Below are 18,115 nucleotides of genomic sequence, written 5' to 3'. Positions count from 1 at the left end.
AATTTCAGCAAAAGTGCGGGGCGGTTTTCTGTCCGGAATGGCGAAAAAACAAAAGGATAGAGCGGTTCCGGGGTTCCGTAAAAGCTGAACCGCTCTATCTCGATTCCGGCCGTTTTTCAGCGGCCGGACTTTGCTCAGTCTTCCGCCTTCAGACCGGCTAGGTGCCGGAATTCAGCGACGACCTGGTCGTAGACCGACCGCTTGAAGGCGACGATCAAGCCGGGCAGCTCTGCCATCGGCTTCCATTCCCAGGCGTCGAATTCCGGTTCGTGGCCGCCCGGCGGCGGGTTGATGGCGATTTCGCTTTCGTTGCCGTCGAAGCGGAAGGCAAACCAGCGCTGGGTCTGGCCACGGTATTTTCCCTTGAGGCCGATGCCGATCAACTGCGGCGGCAGATCGTAATTGATCCAGTCCTTCGCTTCGGCGAGCAGCGTCACCGCCTTCATGCCGGTCTCTTCGTAAAGCTCGCGATAGGCCGCCTCCAGCGGATCTTCGCCCTCGTCGATGCCGCCCTGCGGCATCTGCCAGAGCTGCGGCGAACCGTCATATTCGGAATTGCCATCCGGAATGCGCTTGCCGGCCCAGACCAGCCCTTCGCGGTTGAGCACCATGATGCCGACGCAGGGGCGATAGGGCAGGTCTTCAGCTCTGATGGGTTGATGGCTCTTGCTCATGGTTATCCTCTAGCGATCAAGGGTGTTTGGGGTCGTCGGTGAGGGCCGAGACGGCAACGATCTCGATGCCGCGCATGGCCGCTTCCTCGCTCCATTTGCTGATGGCATCGACGCTCTCGTCAAAAGCGGCAGCAACGCCGATCGCCGAGCCATTGCGGCGCGCGATGCGCTCCAGCTCGTCGAGTTTCTTCAGGATGGCATCCTGCTGCAATTCTCCGTCAAGCTGGACGTCGGCAAACGCATGCGGCACCTCTAGCGCCTTGGCGATGGTGCCGGATTTGGACTGTGCCGAGGAACCGTCGTCAAGGAACAGCAGGCCGCGCTTGCCGATATCGCGCATGACGGGTTCCATGGCATTGGCATTTGAAAGGAACCGTCCGCCGAGATAGTTCATCACGCCGGTATAGTTGGTGATCTCGCCCATCGCCTTGTGCAGGTCCTCAATATTCTTGGCGGCGGGCTGCGAGGTCAAAAGCGTATCCGGCCCGGGATTGTTTCCGGGATAATCGAAAGGCTCGAAAGGCACCTGTAGCAGGATTTCATGACCGCCGCGCCGCGCTTCCTGCATCCAGCGCTGCAGGCTGTTGCCGGTGGCCGCAAAGGCGAGCGTGATCTCCTCGGGCAGCTTCTCGATGGCGCGCTGAGTGCCGGTCTGGCTGAGGCCGAGACCGCTGACGACGATGGCAACGCGCGTGCCGCGGGCGCCGGACCATGGCCGCGCATATTGGTCCATTGGCCTCAGCCCGCTCGGCGCAGCGATCGGCAGTTTGCCGAAGGGCGAGTCCTCGAGCAGGCTGTCGTTCGGTATTGCCGCCATGCGCGGATCCTGGCCGACCTGGTTGGCGTTGATCAGCACCGGGCCGCTGCCGTCGCGGGCGTTCGGGCTGAACATCGTCACGACAGAACCGTCGCTGGTGACGATGCGATGCGTATCGGCGCCGGATTGCGGGTCGACCTGCGTCAGGCCCGTTTGATCGCTCGCGGCGGGCTTATCGGCCACCGCTGCTGGCGGTGGCGAGGCCTTCTCGGCTGTCTCGACAGGCGGAGTTTTCTGAAGATTGTCGCGCAGCAGTGCCGAATAGAGGGAAAAACTGGCGATCGCGATCAGGCAGAAGCCCCCAAGGATGCGCCCAATGGGCGGACGCCGCCGTTTGCGGCTGGTGCCGCGGTTCTGGCCCAGCGGTGCATGCAAATCCGTTCCCAAAGTCCGTATCCACCCCAGCGGGAAGCTGTCCGCCCCAGAGCAATCCGCCTTCATGCGCAGCCATCAAAGCGGAGAGGACGCTCCAGATTCAAAACACTCAAGTATGATCCAAAATGGATTTCGAATAAGATCACACCTACTCAAATAGTTAGAGCGAGATGAGATATCACCTCGCTCCGGATATGAAAGCGCCGGGTCTGTCTCCAGCCCGGCGCTGTATCTTACTTGGCGGAAACCGCTTTGTCCGGGTTCGGCGGGAAAGACGGATCCGTCTTTACGCCGCGCAACAGATCAAGTGCGTAGTTCAGCTGAACGTCGTCCTTTGGATCCGGCGGCACATAGGCGGCCGAGCCGGAACCCTGGTCGGTTTCGCTCTGGCCCTTGATGTGGCCAGGCAGGCTGGATTCGCCTTCGGTCACCAGCTTGCCCTTCAGATCGTCGGGCAGCGGCTCGTCGACCTTGACGTCAGGCGTGATGCCGGTGCCCTGGATCGAACGACCCGATGGCGTGTAGTAAAGCGCGGTCGTCAGACGCAGCGCACCGTTGCCATCGCCAAGCGGGATGATGGTCTGCACGGAGCCCTTGCCGAAGGACTGGGTGCCGACAACGGTGGCGCGACGCAGATCCTGCAGGGCGCCGGCGACGATTTCGGAAGCCGAAGCCGAGCCGCCGTTAATGAGCACGATGATCGGCTTGCCGTCGGTCAAGTCGCCCGGGCCGGCGTTGAAGCGCCGGGTTTCGTCCGGATTGCGGCCGCGGGTGGAGACGACTTCGCCACGCTCCAGCACATCGTCGGCGACGTTGATCGCCTGGTCGAGCAGGCCGCCCGGATTGAGGCGCAGGTCGAGGACATAGCCCTTCAGCTTGTCGGCCGGGATGTCCTTCTTGATCTTGGCAATCGCGGCTTCGAGGTCCGGCGTGGTCTTTTCGGTGAAGGAGATGATGCGGAGATAACCGACGTCGCCGCCCTCTTCGCGCGACTTGACGGCGGCAACGGCGATCACGTCACGGATAATGGTGAGTTCGATCGGCTTGTCGGCGCCCTTGCGCATCAGCGTCAGCTTGATCGGCGTCTTGACGGCGCCGCGCATCTTTTCCACGGCGTCTTCCAGCTTAAGGCCGCGCACGGACTGCCCGTCGATGGCGGTGATATAGTCGCCGGCAAGAACACCGGCCTTGGCGGCAGGCGTATCATCGATCGGCGTGATGACCTTGACCAGATCGTTATCCATCGTCACTTCAATGCCGAGGCCGCCGAATTCACCCTTGGTCTGGGTGCGCATGTCTTCGGCATCCTTGGCATTCATGTAGCTCGAATGCGGGTCCAGCGAGGTCAGCATGCCGTTGATGGCGGCTTCGATGAGCTTGTCTTCCTGGGGCGGCGTTACGTATTGCGCGCGTACACGTTCAAAGACATCGCCGAAAATCGACAATTCCTTGTACGTGGAAGCGCCAGCGGCTTCCGCCGGCGCTACCGCCGTGTAGATGACGCTCATCGCGGTCGCACCCATCAATGCGCCAACGAGAACAAGAGAAGCCCTACGTATCATTGCGTGCCTTTCCAGTGTCTTTGGAGGTCCACCATGGCCGAGAATCGACCGGCTTCCCATCTTTTCGAAATTCAATGTAGAGCGTTGGCCGATCCGTTTCCAGCGCCAATGCAGTCGCGCTCGCGACTCTTTTTTCGCCCATCACAGCGAGCGGCTCGCCGGCGAAGACAAATTTGCCGAGACGCGTCTTGATCGCGTCCATTCCCGACAGCACCATATGGTAGCCGTCGCCCGTATCCAAGATAACCATTTGTCCGTAGCTGCGAAACGCGCCGGCATAGACGACCGTCCCATCGGCAGGAGCGGTGACGAACGCGTCGGGACCGGTCGCGACGGTAATGCCCATCGCCGTATGTCCCGTTCCGTCATCATCGCCAAACTGGCGGAGAATATCACCCGCCACAGGCAGCTCCAATTTCCGTTTAAGGTCGGAGAACGGATATGCGGGCGCAATGCGGTTTTTATCGGGCACACCGCTTTCGGCGAGTGCCTTGGCCTGCTCGCGCTGCTGGTCGGTCATCTGCTCCCGGCGGGCCTCTTCCGCCCGGGCCGCGGCAGCGGCATCGCGCACCGAGCCGATCTGGCTTTCGAGCGAAGCGACGAGACCCTCGAGACTGGTCGCCTGCCCCGCCAATTCTTCGGAGCGCTTACGCTCGGCGTCCAGTTCGGCGGCGTTTTCATGCGTCTGCTTGTCGTTCTCGGCGATCAGAAGATCCATGCGCCTTTCCTCCTCCAGACTGTTGGTCATGGTGGCGGTGAGATCGGCTTTTTCGGCGGCCGTGGCGGCATGCAGCTTGGTGAGATCGGTAAGGTCGGCGACGAGCTTATCCGTCTCCTTGCGCATGCCGGGAACGACGGCCCCGAGCAGGATGGCGCTGCGCACGGAAGCAAGCGCATCGTCCGGCGTCACGAGGAGCGCCGGCGGCGGGTTGCGGCCCATGCGTTCCAGCGCGCCCAGAACTTCGGCCAGCAGCCCGCGGCGCTCGTGCAACGATCCGCGGATCTTGTCTTCCTTGACTGCAAGATCAGTCAGCGTCTTCCCGCTCTGCTGAATCTTGCGGTCCATATCCCTTCGGCGGGCGGCGCTATCGATCAGCGACTGACGCAGGCTGGCGGTGCTCTTGTCGAGCGAGGCGATGCCGTCTTCCAGTGCCTTCGTCTTGTCGGCGGAAAGGCTGATGGTCTTCGACAGTTCCTCCAGCTCGGCCCGGGTTTGATCGCGCTTCTTGGCAAGATCGGCGGCCGGGTCCGGCGCCTGCTCCGAAGGTGTAGCGGCGGTGGAGGCGGGCAGATCGTCCTTGGTCTGTGAGGAGGTCTGCGCTGGCGCGGGTGACGCACCTCCATCTTCCTGCGCCTGGGCCGTGTCCCGCAACTGAAACGGACTTTCAACATAAACACCCACGCCAAGACACACTGCCAAGGATGGCAGCAGCAGGCGGGAAAGCGTGGGCGGGGTTTTTCTCATCCAGTCGTTTGGGCTCAGCCCCTTCAAATCGCGTGAAATTAGACCGATTTGCCGCGATTATCCAGGAAGCATCATCAATTTTGCGGCGGGAATCAAAACACGCCTGTGTGAGCGTTCCGTTAACGCAAAATATCCGAACGCCAAACTGTTTTCGAGTGCTTCGATCGCCGGCGGCGGAACATCAAGCCCGATGATAGGGGTGGCCGGACAGAATGGTGACGGCGCGGTAGAGCTGCTCGGCGATGAGAATGCGCACCAGTTGATGCGGCCAGGTCATTTTGCCCAGGCAGATGGTGGCGTCGGCCTTGTCGTAGAGGGAGGGGTCGAGACCATCCGCGCCGCCGATGGCGAGCGTGAGGTCGCGCTTGCCCTGGTCGCGGAACGCGCCAAGCAGTGCGGCGAAGGCTTCGCTGTCAAGCGCCTTGCCGCGCTCGTCGAGGAGAATGAGAACGCCGCCTTCCGGATGCGCTTTCTGCAATAGGACGGCCTCTTCACGCTTACGCGTCTCGCCGTTGGATGCGCGGCTTTCTGCGACCTCGGTCATCCGCGCCAATTCCAGGCCGATGGCCGGACCGGCCTTGGCGAAACGGTCGAGATAACGGGCCGCAAGGTCCTTCTCAGGGCCGGTTTTCAACCGACCCACGGCAAAAAGACCTATCCGCATTCCCGCTCCCAAGCATATCCGCCGTCATGGCGGCACAGACGTAGATCGCTGCCGGACCATCATATCCGGCGATAAGAAGCTGCCAACCGGGACCGGGAATAAAACCTGGAATCGGTTAGTGCAGCGTGCCCTCGTCGAGATCAGGCGCAGCCCACATCTTTTCGATGTTGTAAAATTCGCGGATCTCCGGACGGAACACGTGAATGATGATGTCACCGGTGTCGATCAAAACCCAATCACCGCCTTCCAGGCCTTCAACGCGGGCGTTGCCTAGACCGTCGTCCTTGAGGTCGGTGATTAGATGGTCGGCAATCGCCAGGACATGCCGGTTCGAGCGTCCGGAGACGACGACCATATAGTCTCCAAGCGCGGATTTGCCAGCAATGTTGATGGTGACGATATTTTCGGCCTTGGAGTCCTCGAGGCTTGCGAGGACAGCGTGCAGGGCTCGGGCAGCGGCATCGGCGCCACGTTCCGGGCTCTTCGGGATAACGACAGGCGTTCTTCCCTTGGCGTGTACTGTTGTCAGTGCTCTTCCTTCCTTGAGTAACAGAACATGCACATAGGTGATCTGAGTCGATCACGCTACAAAGATAGGCACCAAAGCGTTAAGGTTTCAAGACGCCGGCTGTCACCTATTCGACGTAAAGACAAGGTTTTGTATCGAATTCCCCCTCTTTCGCACCAGATATGGGCAATTATTCGCGAAAGTTGCGGCGGAAGCTTCAGGTAACGTCAGGTAAGGCAGAGCGTGGCGGCGGCTGCCGTTTGCCCGCATCCCATGTACAGGCGAGCGAAGGGCGCGTATACACAAGATGAGATCGAAACGCTCCGACGCCATGAACAAAGCCGCACAACAATCCCTGAAGCCTATCCTCCGCATCAGTTTTTCGGGGCACGACCGACTTGGGCGCGGCAAGATGGAACTCCTTGAACATATTCGCGAAACCGGTTCGATTTCGGCAGCCGGGCGCGCCATGGACATGTCCTACCGCCGCGCCTGGCTGCTCATCAGCGAATTGAACCACATGTTCCAGGAGCCGGTCGTCGAATCGCAGCGTGGCGGACAGAAGGGCGGCGGGGCGGCGCTGACGCCATTCGGCGAGGAATTGTTGCGGCGGTTCCGCGGCATGGAAAGCTCGGTGCGGGCGGCCATCGCCGGCGATCTCGAATGGCTGGAGGCCAATCGCAACCCCAGCGATGCGGCTTCGGAGCCGCGGGCAGAGTCCTGATCTTTTTCAGGATTCGAGCGCTACGGTCTTGATGACCGCATGAACGGGCAGTCCAATCTCCAGGCCCAGCCGCTCGGCGGAAAATTGCGTGATGCGGGCAAGCACCGTGTCACCGCCGCACTCCATCTTTACGTCAACCATGCCGCCGGCCGCCGTGCCGATCGCGGTCACCCGGCCTTCGAGGATGTTGAGGGCGCTCAGGCCTTCAGGGCGCGCCGTCGCCAGCATGACGTCGCGGGCGGGAATGTGGACGCGGACGGTTTTGCCGACCCCGGCCGCTTCGCCGGGCACGAAAAGCTTTGCGGCTTTCAGTGCCACAATGGTCAAACGGTGTTCACGGTCGATATTCTCCACCCTGCCTTCGAGCAGAACGCCGGCTTCGCGACGGTCGGCCGCCTGCGGGCCGGAAAGCTGGCTAAAGATTTCGACCGCCGGCCCCGTTGCCTCCACCTTTCCGTCGCGCAGGACGACGACACGGTTGGCCAGCCGTGCCACTTCGGCTATCGAATGGCTGACATAGATGATCGGCACCTTTGTCTCATCGCGAAGCCGTTCGAGATAAGGCAGGATCTCGGCTTTGCGGGCCTCGTCGAGCGCTGCCAGCGGTTCGTCCATCAGCAATAGCCGCGGTGACGACAGCAGAGCGCGGCCGATGGCGACGCGCTGCTTCTCGCCGCCGGAGAGTTTTGCCGGTCGCCGATCGAGAAGCGCGTCGATCCCCAGGAGATCAACGACCCCATCGAAGCTTTCGCCGCGCTCGCCTTTCGGAGCAAACCAGCGACCGTAATTCAGGTTCTGCCGCACCGTGAGATGCGGAAACAGCCGCGCCTCCTGAAAGACATAGCCGAAGCGGCGGCGGTGGCGCGGAACGAAGATTTGGCTGTCGGTGTCGGCCAGCACAGCGCCATCGAGGCTGACGCGGCCATGATCGGGTTGGATGAGCCCGGCGATGATGCGGATGATCGAGGTCTTGCCGGAACCGGAGCGGCCAAACAGGGCGGTGACACCGCCGTCAGAGGTGAAAGCAGCGTCGAGCGAGAAGGCGCCCAATCGGTGACGGATATCGACAGCAAGCGTCATTCCCAATCCACCCTCTTGCCGGCGAGATAGGCCAGAAATTCGGAGGCGAGCAATGCCGCCATGGAAATGACGATGGCGACGATCGTCAGCCGCAGTGCACCGGCATCACCACCTGGCACCTGCGTGAAGGTGTAGATTGCCGAGGACAGCGTCTGCGTTTCGCCGGGGATGTTGGAGACGAAGGTGATGGTGGCGCCGAACTCGCCCATGGCCTTGGCGAAAGACAGGATCATGCCAGCGATGATGCCGGGCAGGATCAACGGCAAGGTCACCGTGAGGAATATCCAGAGCGGGTTGGCGCCAAGCGTTCCGGCCGTCTCCTCGAGCTTGCGATCGACCGCCTCGATCGACAGGCGGATGCTCCTGACCATCAGCGGAAAGCCCATGACGCCGCAGGCAAGTGCGGCGCCGGTCCAGCGGAAGGAGAAGACGATACCGAGATATTGGTCGAGCAGGGCGCCGATCGGGCCTTTGCGGCCGAAGAGGATGAGGAGGATAAAGCCGGTAACGACGGGCGGAAGAATCAACGGCAGATGGATGATGCCGTTGAAGATCGACTTACCCCAGAATTTACCGCGCGCAAGTAGCATCGCCGCGGCAATGCCGAAGGGCAGGCTCACCAGCATGGCGACCGTCGAGACGCGCAGGCTCAACTCGATCGCCGTCCATTCGTCGCTGCTCAAACCCAATGCGTCCAAGTCCTGCCTCGCAAAAACATGTCAGGCCCGCCATTAGCCGGCGAGCCTGTAAGAATGAGCTTGTCGCCCACGGTTGAGCGATGACGCTCACTGCTTCAGGACCGTGAAGCCTTCGTGCTCGAAGAACGGAACAGCCTTAGCCGATTTCAGATAGTCGAAATAGGCCTGCGCGTCCGGGTTGGTGCTGCTGGCCGTGATCGCGATCGGATAGATGATCGGCGGATGGCTATCTTCCGGAAAGGTGCCGACAACGGCGACGCCCGGATCGGCGGAAACGTCGGTCTGATAAACGATGCCGTAGGGGGCTTCGCCGCGTGACACCAACGCGAGCGCGGCGCGCACGCTTTCGGCGCCGGCGGTTTTCTTCTCGACGGAAGACCAGATGCCGAGCTTTTCGAGCGCCGCCTTGCCGTATTTGCCTGCCGGCACCGATTCCGGTTGGCCAATCGCCAGCCGTCCGTCGCCGAGAAGGCCGGCAAGGTCCATGCCCTGCTTGACGTCGACGGGTTTGGCTTTGTCCTTGGCGGCGACGAGAACGATCTGGTTGCCGAGCAGGTTGACGCGGCTGTCGTCCTTGATCAGCTTTTTCTTGGCGACATAGTCCATCCAGTCGGTGTCGGCGGAGATGAAGACATCGGCCGGTGCGCCGTTTTCAAGCTGTTTGGCCAGCGGTCCGCTTGCCGCATAGGAGACGGCGACCTGCTTGCCGGTTTCCTTGGTAAAGGCGGCGTCAATGTTATCCAGCGCGTTTTTCATGCTCGCCGCAGCAAAGACGGTGATCTTGTCGGCAGCAAAGGCCGGCGCAGGAATGACCGACATGCCGAGCCAGGCGACGGAAAGGGCGGCAGTTGCAAGTTTGATCCATTGGCGGCGGCGTGTGGCCATCATATTTCTCCGGGAAAATATCGACATATTTGGAGAGATATAACGACTGACGAAGCTTGGCTAGAGGGATATATTTCGAAAAATATAGCGTAGCCGAAAGCGTAACCCTACGAATTTGATAGGGTTTTGCCTTTGAGGCGCATATTAGGGCATTTTGTTGTTGCAGAAATGCATGGCTAGATTCGCCCGAGAGGATGGCGAACGCTCACGGTATGAGACGCAACGTTACGAATCGTGCGGTTTTGTGGATCTTTGCGCGGTACGCGGTCTTGAAGGGAAGCGATAGCGCGCTTAGGTTATGTAAAAGAAGCATTTTTTGGGCAGACTGCTTTCTAAGCTATGAATAGAATGCATTGCTGCAATGCGCTATAAGCGTTTTACCATTCGGTCAAATCTGCTAAAACATAAACATCGAAACGGCGATCTCCTCCTCCCAAAGCCTTTCGATAAGGGTCGGCAACCCTCCTCCTCCCAATTGCCGACCAGGTTTGAAGGCCCGACGGATCTCCTCCCCCGTCGGGCCTTTCACTTTTGGAGGATCTTCATGAAAATCGGACTTGATATCACGCTGACGCGGTTACTGCGCGGCGCGCAAGGCGGTCGAACTCAATGGCGAACGCCGGCCGTGGATGAAGGTCCAGGCGGGTGCCGGTTTTTTCCACAATATCCGCGCATCGTCTTCGTCGACGCGCGCATAGTGAAAAGTCTTGGCCATCTTTGCCGAAAGATAGGATAGCGTCGATCCCGGCCGGTCGATGACGGCGATCGGAAAGGTGCGGGCAATTTCCTGCCATTTCTGCCAGCGATGGAATGTGTTCAGGCTGTCCGCGCCCATGATCCAGATGAAATGAACCTGGCTGTTGCGCGCCTTCACATGTGCCAGCGTATTGGCCGTATAGCTCATGCCAAGCGTCTGCTCGAATGCCGTCACCTTGATGCGCGGATCATGGGTGATCGCCTCGCTGAGCGCGATGCGTTCGGGAAGCGGCGCGAGATGATTGCGGTTCTTCAGCGGATTGCCCGGCGTTACCATCCACCAGAGCTGGTCGAGGCCCAGCCGGCGGATGGCGATTTCGGCCACCAGGGCGTGGCCCTGATGCGGCGGGTTGAAGGAGCCGCCGAAAAGACCGACCACCATGCCGCGTTCGGCACGCGGCATGCGCAGATAGCGGTAGTCGATCTTTTCCTCGTGGAGCACGTCAGGGCCGTATCTGTCCGGTGCCGCGCACACGATATTTGAAAGAGGTAAGCTGCTCGACGCCGACCGGACCGCGCGCATGCATCTTGCCCGTGGCGATACCGATTTCCGCGCCCATGCCAAACTCTCCGCCGTCGGCAAATTGCGTCGAGGCGTTGTGCAGCAGGATCGCCGAGTCGATCTCGGTGAAGAAGCGCTCGACCACGGCGGGATCCTCGGCAATTACTGCTTCGGTATGATTGGACGAATATTTGGCGATATGGGCGATCGCGCCGGAAATGCCGTCGACAATGGCGACGGAGATGATGGCGGCGAGATATTCGGTCGACCAATCCTCTTCCGTCGCGGCCTTCAATCCCGGCACGCGGTTGAGCACCTCGGCGGAGCCGCGGATTTCACAGCCGGCGTCGGAGAGCGCGTCGAGCAGCGGCTTCAGATGCGTCGGCGCAGCCTTGGCATCGACCAGCAGCGTCTCAGCCGAGCCGCAGACGCCTGTGCGGCGCATCTTGGCATTGACGATGATCGTCTTTGCCATCTCCAGATCTGCCGAGGCGTCGATATAGACGTGGCAGAGGCCTTCAAGATGGGCAAAGACCGGTACACGTGCCTCGCTCTGCACACGGGCGACGAGGCTCTTGCCGCCGCGCGGCACGATGACGTCGATGTTGCCTTCAAGGCCGCGCAACATGGCGCCTACGGCGGCACGGTCGCTGACGGGGACAAGCTGGATTGCATGTTCCGGCAGGCCAGCCCCCTTCAGCCCTTCGACCAGGCATTCAAAAATCGCCTGAGACGATCGGCGCGAATCGCTGCCGCAACGCAGGATCACGGCATTACCGGCCTTGAGGCACAGCGCGCCGGCATCGGCGGTGACGTTCGGCCGGCTTTCGAAGATGACGCCGATGACGCCGAGCGGCGTGCGCACACGCTCGATCTTCAGCCCGTTCGGCCGATCCCAGGCAGCGATGACTTCGCCCACCGGATCCGGCAAGGCTGCAATGGCACGAATGCCTTCGGCCATCTCAGTGACGCGCTTGTCGTTGAGCGTCAGGCGGTCGACGAAGGAAGCAAGAATATCCGTGCCCTCGACATCTTTCAGATCCTTGGCATTTTCGGCCAGGATATGGTCCTTGCGCGCAAGAATGGCGTCGGCCATGGCGGCGAGTGCCTTATTCTTGCTCTCGGTCGAAGCGAAGGCCAACGGTCGCGACGCAGCCCGGGCCTTGCGGCCGATATCGGTCATCAAGCTGTCGATGTCGGGGCTTTGTGCGACAGTATCAAGCATGAGCTTCATCCCTCTTCAGTTTCTCGGCCTTCGTCTTGACGGGCGCGGTCATGACGAGGTCGTCGCGATGCACCATGGCGGCGCGGCCGGGATAGCCGAGAATGGCCTCGATCTCCGCCGACCTGCGGCCCGTGATCTGGCGGGCCTCCTCGGCATCGTAGCCGACAAGGCCACGGGCAATTTCCCGGCCTGATGGGCCGATGACGGCAACGGTGTCGCCGCGGCCGAAATTGCCGGCAACGTTACGCACGCCGGCGGGCAGCAGGCTCTTGCCGGCGCCGAGCGCGGTGACGGCGCCCTCATCGACATGCAACTCGCCGGCCGGCTGCAACTGCCCGGCAATCCAGGTCTTGCGGGCGGTGACGGGCGTACCCGACGGGGCAAACCAGGAGGAGCGCGCGCCGTTTGCTATGGCGTTCAGCGGCCGGTCCGTCTTGCCCGAGGCGATGATCATGGCGCAGCCGGCGCCCGTGGCGATCTTGCCCGCATCGATCTTGGTGCGCATGCCGCCGCGCGACAGTTCGGATGCCGCGCCGCCGGCCATTGCCTCGATCTCCGGCGTGATCTCGACGATCGTTTCCAGGAATTTCGCTTGCGGGTCGAGATGCGGCGGGGCGGTGTAGAGCCCGTCGATGTCGGACAGCAGGATCAGCAGGTCGGCGCCGGTCATGGTAGCGACGCGGGCGGCCAGCCGGTCATTATCGCCATAACGGATTTCGCTCGTGGCCACTGTATCGTTTTCGTTGATGATCGGCACGGCGCCGATCTTTAGGAGCTGGTTGATGGTGGCGCGCGCGTTGAGATAGCGGCGGCGCTCCTCGGTATCGCCGAGCGTCAGCAGAATCTGGCCGGCGACGATATCGTCATGCGACAGGCTTTCCGACCAGGCGCGCGCCAGCGAAATCTGGCCGACGGCGGCAGCGGCCTGGCTTTCCTCCAGCTTCAGCGCACCGGAGGGCAGGTCGAGCACCGAGCGTCCGAGCGCGATGGCGCCGGAGGAGACGACCAGAACATCGACGCCCTTGGCCTTCAGCCCCGCAATATCGGCGCACATGCCGTCGAGCCAAGCCTTCTTCAACCCGGTCTTGCGGTCGACCAGAAGGGCGGAGCCGATCTTGATGACGATGCGACGGTAGCGGTCGAGCGGCTTACGGGCAGTCATCCCTGATGATCCCCGTCGTCACTACGGCGTTCGTGATCGCCTTCATCTTCGCTTGCTTCGTCGGAGACCAGCATATCGCGATGACGCAGCTTCGGCGCTTTCGCCGGCTTCTCTTCGCTTTCGCCGGCGTTTGCTTCGACAATCACGTCGCGCAAAGCACGCAGCACCTCGGTCATGCCGCTGCCGGTGACGGCGGAAATGCGGAACGGCGTCTTGCCGCAGGCCCGCGCCAGTTCGCGCGTCTTCTTCTTCAGCGTCTCGTCGTCCAGCACGTCGATCTGCGACAGCGCCACGATCTCCGGCTTGTTGGTGATGTCGTTGCCATAGGCTTCGAGCTCGTGCTTGACAGTCTTATAGGCCTTGCCGACCTTCTCTTCCTGCGCGGAAACGAGATGCAGCAGCACACGGGTGCGCTCGACATGGCCGAGGAAACGGTCGCCGATGCCCACGCCTTCATGCGCGCCCTCGATCAGACCGGGAATGTCGGCCAGCACGAATTCCTGGCCGTCGATGGTGGCGACGCCGAGGTTGGGATGCAGCGTCGTGAACGGATAGTTGGCTATCTTCGGTCGAGCGCGGCTGACGGCGGAGAGGAAGGTCGACTTGCCGGCATTCGGCAAGCCGACGAGACCGGCATCGGCGATCAGCTTGAGCCGCAGCCAGATGGTCTTTTCTTCGCCCGGCAGGCCGGGATTGGCCCAATCGGGGGCCTGATTGACCGAGGATTTGAAATAGGCGTTGCCGAAGCCGCCATTGCCGCCGGCCGCGAGACGAAAGCGCTGGCCCTCCTGCGTCAGGTCGCAGATCAGCGTTTCCTCGTCTTCCTCGAAAATCTGCGTGCCGACCGGGACCTTCAGCGTCACGTCGTCGCCCTTGGCGCCGGCGCGGTTCTTGCCCATGCCATGCATGCCTATCTTGGCCTTGAAATGCTGCTGATAGCGAAAATCGATCAGAGTATTCAGCCCGTTGACGGCCTCGACCCAGACGTCGCCGCCGCGGCCGCCATCTCCGCCATCCGGACCGCCGAACTCGATGAATTTCTCACGCCGGAAGGAAACGCTGCCTGCGCCGCCATCACCAGACCGAATATAGACCTTTGCTTCGTCGAGAAATTTCATTTTACTTCCGTCACTCGGTATTGGCGCGTGGTCCCTTGGATCGAATGGGATTCAGGAAAGCCTATGCGCTCTTTTCAATCGTTACCGCGTCCTCTGCATGTCCGCCAGGACAGGCGGCGCGGTCATTTGCCCGTCATGTCGCCTTCGATATAGGCGGTTCAGCCGGAGGTCAAAGATTATCGTGAAGTTGGTCAGCTATAACATCCAGTACGGCTTCGGCCTCGACGGCAGATATAATCTCGAACGCATCGTCGCAAACCTTGCCGGCGCCGATATTATTGCCCTGCAGGAAGTAACCCGCGGTTTCGCGAGCAACGGCCATGTCGACATGGTCGCCGCAGTCGAAGCCCTGCTGCCGGATTATTATTCCATCTACGGGGCTGGGCTGGACGTGCTGCCACCAGGCGCTGGCCCACGGGATCGTCGGTTTCAGTTCGGCAATATGGTGCTGTCGCGCTCGCCGATCCGTGCGGCACGGACGCTGCTTTTGCCGCGGAGCCGCACGCTTTCCAAACTGAATCTGCAGCGCGTTGCCGTGGAAGCGGTGATCGATGCACCGGGTGGCGCTATCCGGGCCTATTCCGTGCATCTCGATCACGTCTCTCCGGACGAGCGTATCCGCCAGATTCACTATCTCAAGGAGCATGCGATCAACTTTGCGCGCGATGGTGGCTCGCTGACGGGCGGCATGGAGATCGGTTACAGCGATCCGCCGCTGCCGGAGGATTTTGTCCTGATGGGCGATTTCAACATGGTGCCGGAATCGCCGGAATATTGCGCGCTTGCCGGCGTGAAGGACGCCTTCTATGGGCGCGTGCCGCGTTTCGACATGCCGATGGACGCGCTCGATGCCGTCGGCTGGCTGACGCCCGAAGCCTACAGCTGGATGGACCCGAAGGATCGTAACAAGCGCATGCATCTCGACTACTGCTTTATCAGTTGCGGGTTGAGTGATCGTCTGCGGTCAGCCCATGTGGTTATCGATGCGGAAGGTTCCGATCATTTTCCAGTCTGGGTCGAGATCGATGGATAAGGGCGTCATCGCCGGCCTTGCCCGGCGATGACTGGTTTTTGGGACCTCACGCGGCCTGCGAGAGCCGCAGCGCGCCCGGCTTCAGCACGGTTTCGATATGCGGAACCATGGTGTTGCGGGCGAAGCTGTAGACCTCCGCGCAGCCGATGATGTCGAAGCCGAGCTTCTGCTGCAGCTTCAACGACGCCGGATTGTCGGCGAAGACACCGGAGAACACAGCGACCTCGGGCATGCGGCGGGCGAAGCGCTCGAGCGCGGCCGTGACTGCCTCGGTCATGATGCCGCGCCGCCAGTAGTAGCGGTTCAGCCAGTAGCCGAGATGCCAGCGGCCGTGCCTGAGGTCGATGCCGACGCAGCCGATATGGACATCGTCTCGCTCGGTGATGGCCAGCATCCAGTCACGGTCGAGATCGCCGCAGCTGCGCGGGACCAGCCAGTCCAGCGCATCCTGCCGGTCGTATGGCACCGGCACGCGGGCCAGCATGCGGGTGACGGCGAAATCCGACAGGGATTCCGTGATCGCGTCGGCATCGCCGAGCCGGTGCGGGCGCAGCGTCAGCCGTTCGGTCCGGATGACCGGCGTCGGCCCGGGCGTCAGGGTCCTGACGTCGCGGCGGTGCAGGATGGCGGCGTTCATCTCAGACCTCCCCAGCTACGCAGTGATATCCAGGTCTTGCGATCGAGCCGGTACCATTCGACCGATACCGTGCTGCCGAGCGCCAGCGATGCGGCAAGGCCGGATCCCTGGAACTGGAAGCCGCACTTCTGCACGACCCGGCGTGAGGCAACGTTCATCACCCGGCAACGGGCATCGATCTGGGCGACGTTCTCGCGCGTACGGAAGACCATGTCGATCAGGGCATGGGCCGCTTCCGTCATATAGCCCTGGTTCCAATAGGGCTCGCCCAGCCAATAGCCGATCTCGACGGTCTGCGGGTCGGCCGTCGGCTCGACCCCGCAGCAACCGAGAAAGGCGCCGTTGTCGGCTTTGGTGATCGCATAGACGCACTTGCCAATCTCGCCAAGCTTCGTGCGTCGCACGAAATCGGCGGCATCGGCGGTCGTATACGGGTGCGGCATACGCGATACCATTGTGGCGACGTTGGCGTTGTTGGCGAGATGGGCAAGGGCGTCGATGTCTTCTTCGTGGGGCGCGCGCAGAACGAGCCTTTCCGACAACAAGACAGGGCAATCGGTCCTTAACCGCTCCGGCCTCAGCCGTTCTTCGGGAGACCTCGATTGGCCTTCCCTTAACAATTCGCCTTGCATGGTTCAGTCCTCCTGGTTGGGGTAAAGAAAAAGGGGAGATGGCGCCCCATCTCCCCTTTTTTCTTGACTGAACCTGATGCGATCAGCCGGGTCGATGAGACGCCGGCTGTTTTTGAGCGCTACCGGCTTATTCCGCTGCTTCCGCTTTCGGCATTACAGATACGTACACGCGGCCATTGGCCTTCGTACGGTAGTCCACATTGCCGGCCGTAAGCGCAAAAATGGTATGATCTTTGCCGAGGCCGACATTGGCGCCCGGATGCCACTGCGTACCGCGCTGACGCACGATAATGTTGCCTGCAACGACGGTTTCGCCGCCGAACTTCTTCACGCCAAGGCGCTTGGATTCGGAATCGCGACCGTTACGCGAGGAACCGCCAGCTTTTTTGTGTGCCATTGGAGTTCTCCTTTAAACCTTGATCCCGTTACTTACTTGGCAGCCACGATGTCCGTGATGCGGACGACCGTGTGATGCTGGCGATGGCCGCGCGAACGCTTCGAGTTCTGACGACGGCGCTTCTTGAAGGCGATGACCTTCTTGCCGCGGTTGTGCTCGACCACTTCGGCCTTGACGGAAGCGCCCTGAACGAAGGGAGCACCAATCGCAGCGTCGGCGCCTTCGCCGATAACGAGGACTTCGGTGAATTCTACGGTGTCGCCGGCGGTGGCTTCCAGCTTCTCGATGGTCAGCACGTCGTCGGCTGCCACACGGTACTGCTTACCGCCGGTCTTGATGACTGCGAACATTTTTTATCCTTTCATGTTCGTTCCGGCTCTCTCGTCCGAAAGGACAAGCGGCCGTCTTTTTATCAGTCTAGGTTTAGCAGGGATTCCAAAGGCTTGCGGCCTCGAAAAAGATCTGCCGGTGAAACCCCGCACAGAGCGGGGCGGCCAAGGCACGGACTTATCCACACCTATTGCGTCGCACGGGATATATAAGGGCCTGTGATCTGTCAAGGCAAAAGGATGAAAACCTTGAATATTCACCCTTGCCATCCCATCCTTCTCTCGCTATGAGAACGCCCGCGCCGAAAAACGCGCCGACCAGCATAACCGGAGAGGTGGCAGAGTGGTCGAATGCACCGCACTCGAAATGCGGCATACCTGCAAGGGTATCGTGGGTTCAAATCCCACCCTCTCCGCCATGCTTCTTTGTGTAAGCGATTGAAACGTCTTGAGTTTTTTAAAAGCTATTGCTATCGCCTCGATTGCGCTGGGAGCAGGTCGCGGGGTAGTTGATCACGCAAACTGTTAACATTGCGACAGCTGCATACGAAAAGCGCAGAGCCTCACAGAGTCCAGCAGATCCGAGCGGCACGCCCTTCAAGCCACCACCCACCTTCGCAAGTTCAACGCCAACTTGCTAAACGAGGTGCGCGCTTCGAAGTCATCGATGATTGCGTTCATTAGTTCGTCTCGTAGGGTCGGCGAATATGGCGAACTGGGCCATAGCGTTCTTCGCAGCCCGCGTCGCCAGAGCCTCGGACTCAAGCATCTTGTCCCGCAAAGTGGTCACGTAGCTTAACTCATCGCCGTTTGTTGCGTCCGCACCGAAGAGGACGTTCACCTGCGCGATGATCGCGGCAAGTGGCGCTTTT

Annotated in this window: 18 protein-coding genes, 1 tRNA gene and 1 pseudogene; 3 read left to right on the top strand and 17 right to left on the bottom strand. The window is 61.1% G+C overall.

What is annotated here, in order from left to right; genetic code table 11:
- Nucleotides 1-134: 134 nt before the first annotated feature.
- The 6 genes and pseudogenes from PY649_RS12575 to rsfS all read right to left on the bottom strand — a co-directional run bounded on the left by PY649_RS12575 (nucleotide 135) and on the right by rsfS (nucleotide 6,115).
- Nucleotides 135-674 carry an RNA pyrophosphohydrolase gene (locus PY649_RS12575; protein WP_285868747.1) on the bottom strand — a complete coding sequence of 180 codons (540 nt, stop codon included), beginning with the start codon at nucleotides 672-674 and terminating at the stop codon, nucleotides 135-137.
- A 16-nt stretch (nucleotides 675-690) separates the two neighbouring features.
- The gene (locus tag PY649_RS12570; protein ID WP_285868746.1) at nucleotides 691-1,878 is read right to left on the bottom strand and encodes a divergent polysaccharide deacetylase family protein; all 1,188 of its coding nucleotides are present in this window, start codon (nucleotides 1,876-1,878) and stop codon (nucleotides 691-693) included.
- A gap of 221 nt (nucleotides 1,879-2,099) precedes the next feature.
- On the bottom strand, nucleotides 2,100-3,428 hold the full coding sequence (locus PY649_RS12565; RefSeq protein ID WP_285868744.1) for a S41 family peptidase: 1,329 nt from the start codon (nucleotides 3,426-3,428) through the stop codon (nucleotides 2,100-2,102).
- Nucleotides 3,418-4,863: a murein hydrolase activator EnvC family protein gene (locus PY649_RS12560; RefSeq protein ID WP_285868859.1), complete on the bottom strand. Its 1,446-nt coding sequence runs from the start codon at nucleotides 4,861-4,863 to the stop codon at nucleotides 3,418-3,420. Before PY649_RS12560 ends, PY649_RS12565 begins: the two co-directional genes overlap by 11 nt.
- Nucleotides 4,864-5,074: 211 nt before the next feature.
- On the bottom strand, nucleotides 5,075-5,557 hold the full coding sequence (rlmH, locus tag PY649_RS12555) for a 23S rRNA (pseudouridine(1915)-N(3))-methyltransferase RlmH (protein WP_285868743.1): 483 nt from the start codon (nucleotides 5,555-5,557) through the stop codon (nucleotides 5,075-5,077).
- Between the two features lie 115 nt (nucleotides 5,558-5,672).
- A pseudogene (gene rsfS / locus PY649_RS12550) lies at nucleotides 5,673-6,115 on the bottom strand (ribosome silencing factor).
- 257 nt (nucleotides 6,116-6,372) lie between these two features.
- On the opposite strand from rsfS, the gene PY649_RS12545 reads away from it, so the two are divergent.
- Nucleotides 6,373-6,789, top strand: a complete 417-nt coding sequence (locus PY649_RS12545; RefSeq protein WP_432761351.1) for a winged helix-turn-helix domain-containing protein — start codon at nucleotides 6,373-6,375, stop codon at nucleotides 6,787-6,789.
- 6 nt (nucleotides 6,790-6,795) lie between these two features.
- Here the strand turns inward: PY649_RS12545 and modC are convergent, their stop codons facing one another.
- The 7 genes from modC to obgE form a co-directional block, all read right to left on the bottom strand.
- Nucleotides 6,796-7,869, bottom strand: a complete 1,074-nt coding sequence (modC, locus tag PY649_RS12540; protein ID WP_285868741.1) for a molybdenum ABC transporter ATP-binding protein — start codon at nucleotides 7,867-7,869, stop codon at nucleotides 6,796-6,798.
- Nucleotides 7,866-8,567, bottom strand: coding sequence for a molybdate ABC transporter permease subunit (gene modB / locus PY649_RS12535; RefSeq protein ID WP_285868740.1), 702 nt, complete (start codon nucleotides 8,565-8,567; stop codon nucleotides 7,866-7,868). The genes modC and modB overlap by 4 nt, the downstream gene beginning before the upstream one ends.
- Nucleotides 8,568-8,654: 87 nt before the next feature.
- Entirely contained in the window at nucleotides 8,655-9,452 is a 798-nt protein-coding gene (gene modA / locus PY649_RS12530) for a molybdate ABC transporter substrate-binding protein (RefSeq protein WP_285868739.1), read from the bottom strand.
- A 577-nt stretch (nucleotides 9,453-10,029) separates the two neighbouring features.
- The gene (locus PY649_RS12525) at nucleotides 10,030-10,611 is read right to left on the bottom strand and encodes a nicotinate-nucleotide adenylyltransferase (protein ID WP_285868856.1); all 582 of its coding nucleotides are present in this window, start codon (nucleotides 10,609-10,611) and stop codon (nucleotides 10,030-10,032) included.
- Between the two features lie 40 nt (nucleotides 10,612-10,651).
- Nucleotides 10,652-11,935, bottom strand: coding sequence for a glutamate-5-semialdehyde dehydrogenase (locus PY649_RS12520; protein WP_285868738.1), 1,284 nt, complete (start codon nucleotides 11,933-11,935; stop codon nucleotides 10,652-10,654).
- Nucleotides 11,928-13,097: a glutamate 5-kinase gene (proB, locus tag PY649_RS12515; RefSeq protein WP_285868737.1), complete on the bottom strand. Its 1,170-nt coding sequence runs from the start codon at nucleotides 13,095-13,097 to the stop codon at nucleotides 11,928-11,930. The genes PY649_RS12520 and proB overlap by 8 nt, the downstream gene beginning before the upstream one ends.
- A complete protein-coding gene (obgE, locus tag PY649_RS12510) occupies nucleotides 13,094-14,215 on the bottom strand; it encodes a GTPase ObgE (RefSeq protein WP_285868736.1) in 1,122 nt (373 codons plus the stop codon). Before obgE ends, proB begins: the two co-directional genes overlap by 4 nt.
- A gap of 181 nt (nucleotides 14,216-14,396) precedes the next feature.
- Between obgE and PY649_RS12505 the strand changes: the two genes are divergently transcribed.
- Nucleotides 14,397-15,248: an endonuclease/exonuclease/phosphatase family protein gene (locus PY649_RS12505; RefSeq protein WP_285868735.1), complete on the top strand. Its 852-nt coding sequence runs from the start codon at nucleotides 14,397-14,399 to the stop codon at nucleotides 15,246-15,248.
- Between the two features lie 46 nt (nucleotides 15,249-15,294).
- Here the strand turns inward: PY649_RS12505 and PY649_RS12500 are convergent, their stop codons facing one another.
- From PY649_RS12500 to rplU, 4 genes are all read right to left on the bottom strand, one after another.
- Entirely contained in the window at nucleotides 15,295-15,885 is a 591-nt protein-coding gene (locus PY649_RS12500; protein WP_285868734.1) for a GNAT family N-acetyltransferase, read from the bottom strand.
- Entirely contained in the window at nucleotides 15,882-16,517 is a 636-nt protein-coding gene (locus PY649_RS12495; RefSeq protein WP_120706115.1) for a GNAT family N-acetyltransferase, read from the bottom strand. Before PY649_RS12495 ends, PY649_RS12500 begins: the two co-directional genes overlap by 4 nt.
- Before the next feature lie 127 nt (nucleotides 16,518-16,644).
- Nucleotides 16,645-16,914: a 50S ribosomal protein L27 gene (gene rpmA / locus PY649_RS12490; protein WP_283056450.1), complete on the bottom strand. Its 270-nt coding sequence runs from the start codon at nucleotides 16,912-16,914 to the stop codon at nucleotides 16,645-16,647.
- 32 nt (nucleotides 16,915-16,946) lie between these two features.
- On the bottom strand, nucleotides 16,947-17,264 hold the full coding sequence (rplU, locus tag PY649_RS12485; RefSeq protein WP_285868733.1) for a 50S ribosomal protein L21: 318 nt from the start codon (nucleotides 17,262-17,264) through the stop codon (nucleotides 16,947-16,949).
- A gap of 308 nt (nucleotides 17,265-17,572) precedes the next feature.
- Here rplU and PY649_RS12480 point away from each other — a divergent pair.
- A tRNA-Ser gene (locus PY649_RS12480) sits at nucleotides 17,573-17,662 on the top strand.
- Nucleotides 17,663-18,115 lie beyond the last annotated feature (453 nt).

This window comes from Rhizobium mayense, from assembly GCF_030272705.1.
GTDB classification, from domain to species: domain Bacteria; phylum Pseudomonadota; class Alphaproteobacteria; order Rhizobiales; family Rhizobiaceae; genus Rhizobium; species Rhizobium mayense.
Note: the sequence above shows the minus strand (reverse complement) of the source record. Positions and strands in the feature narration are given on the sequence as shown.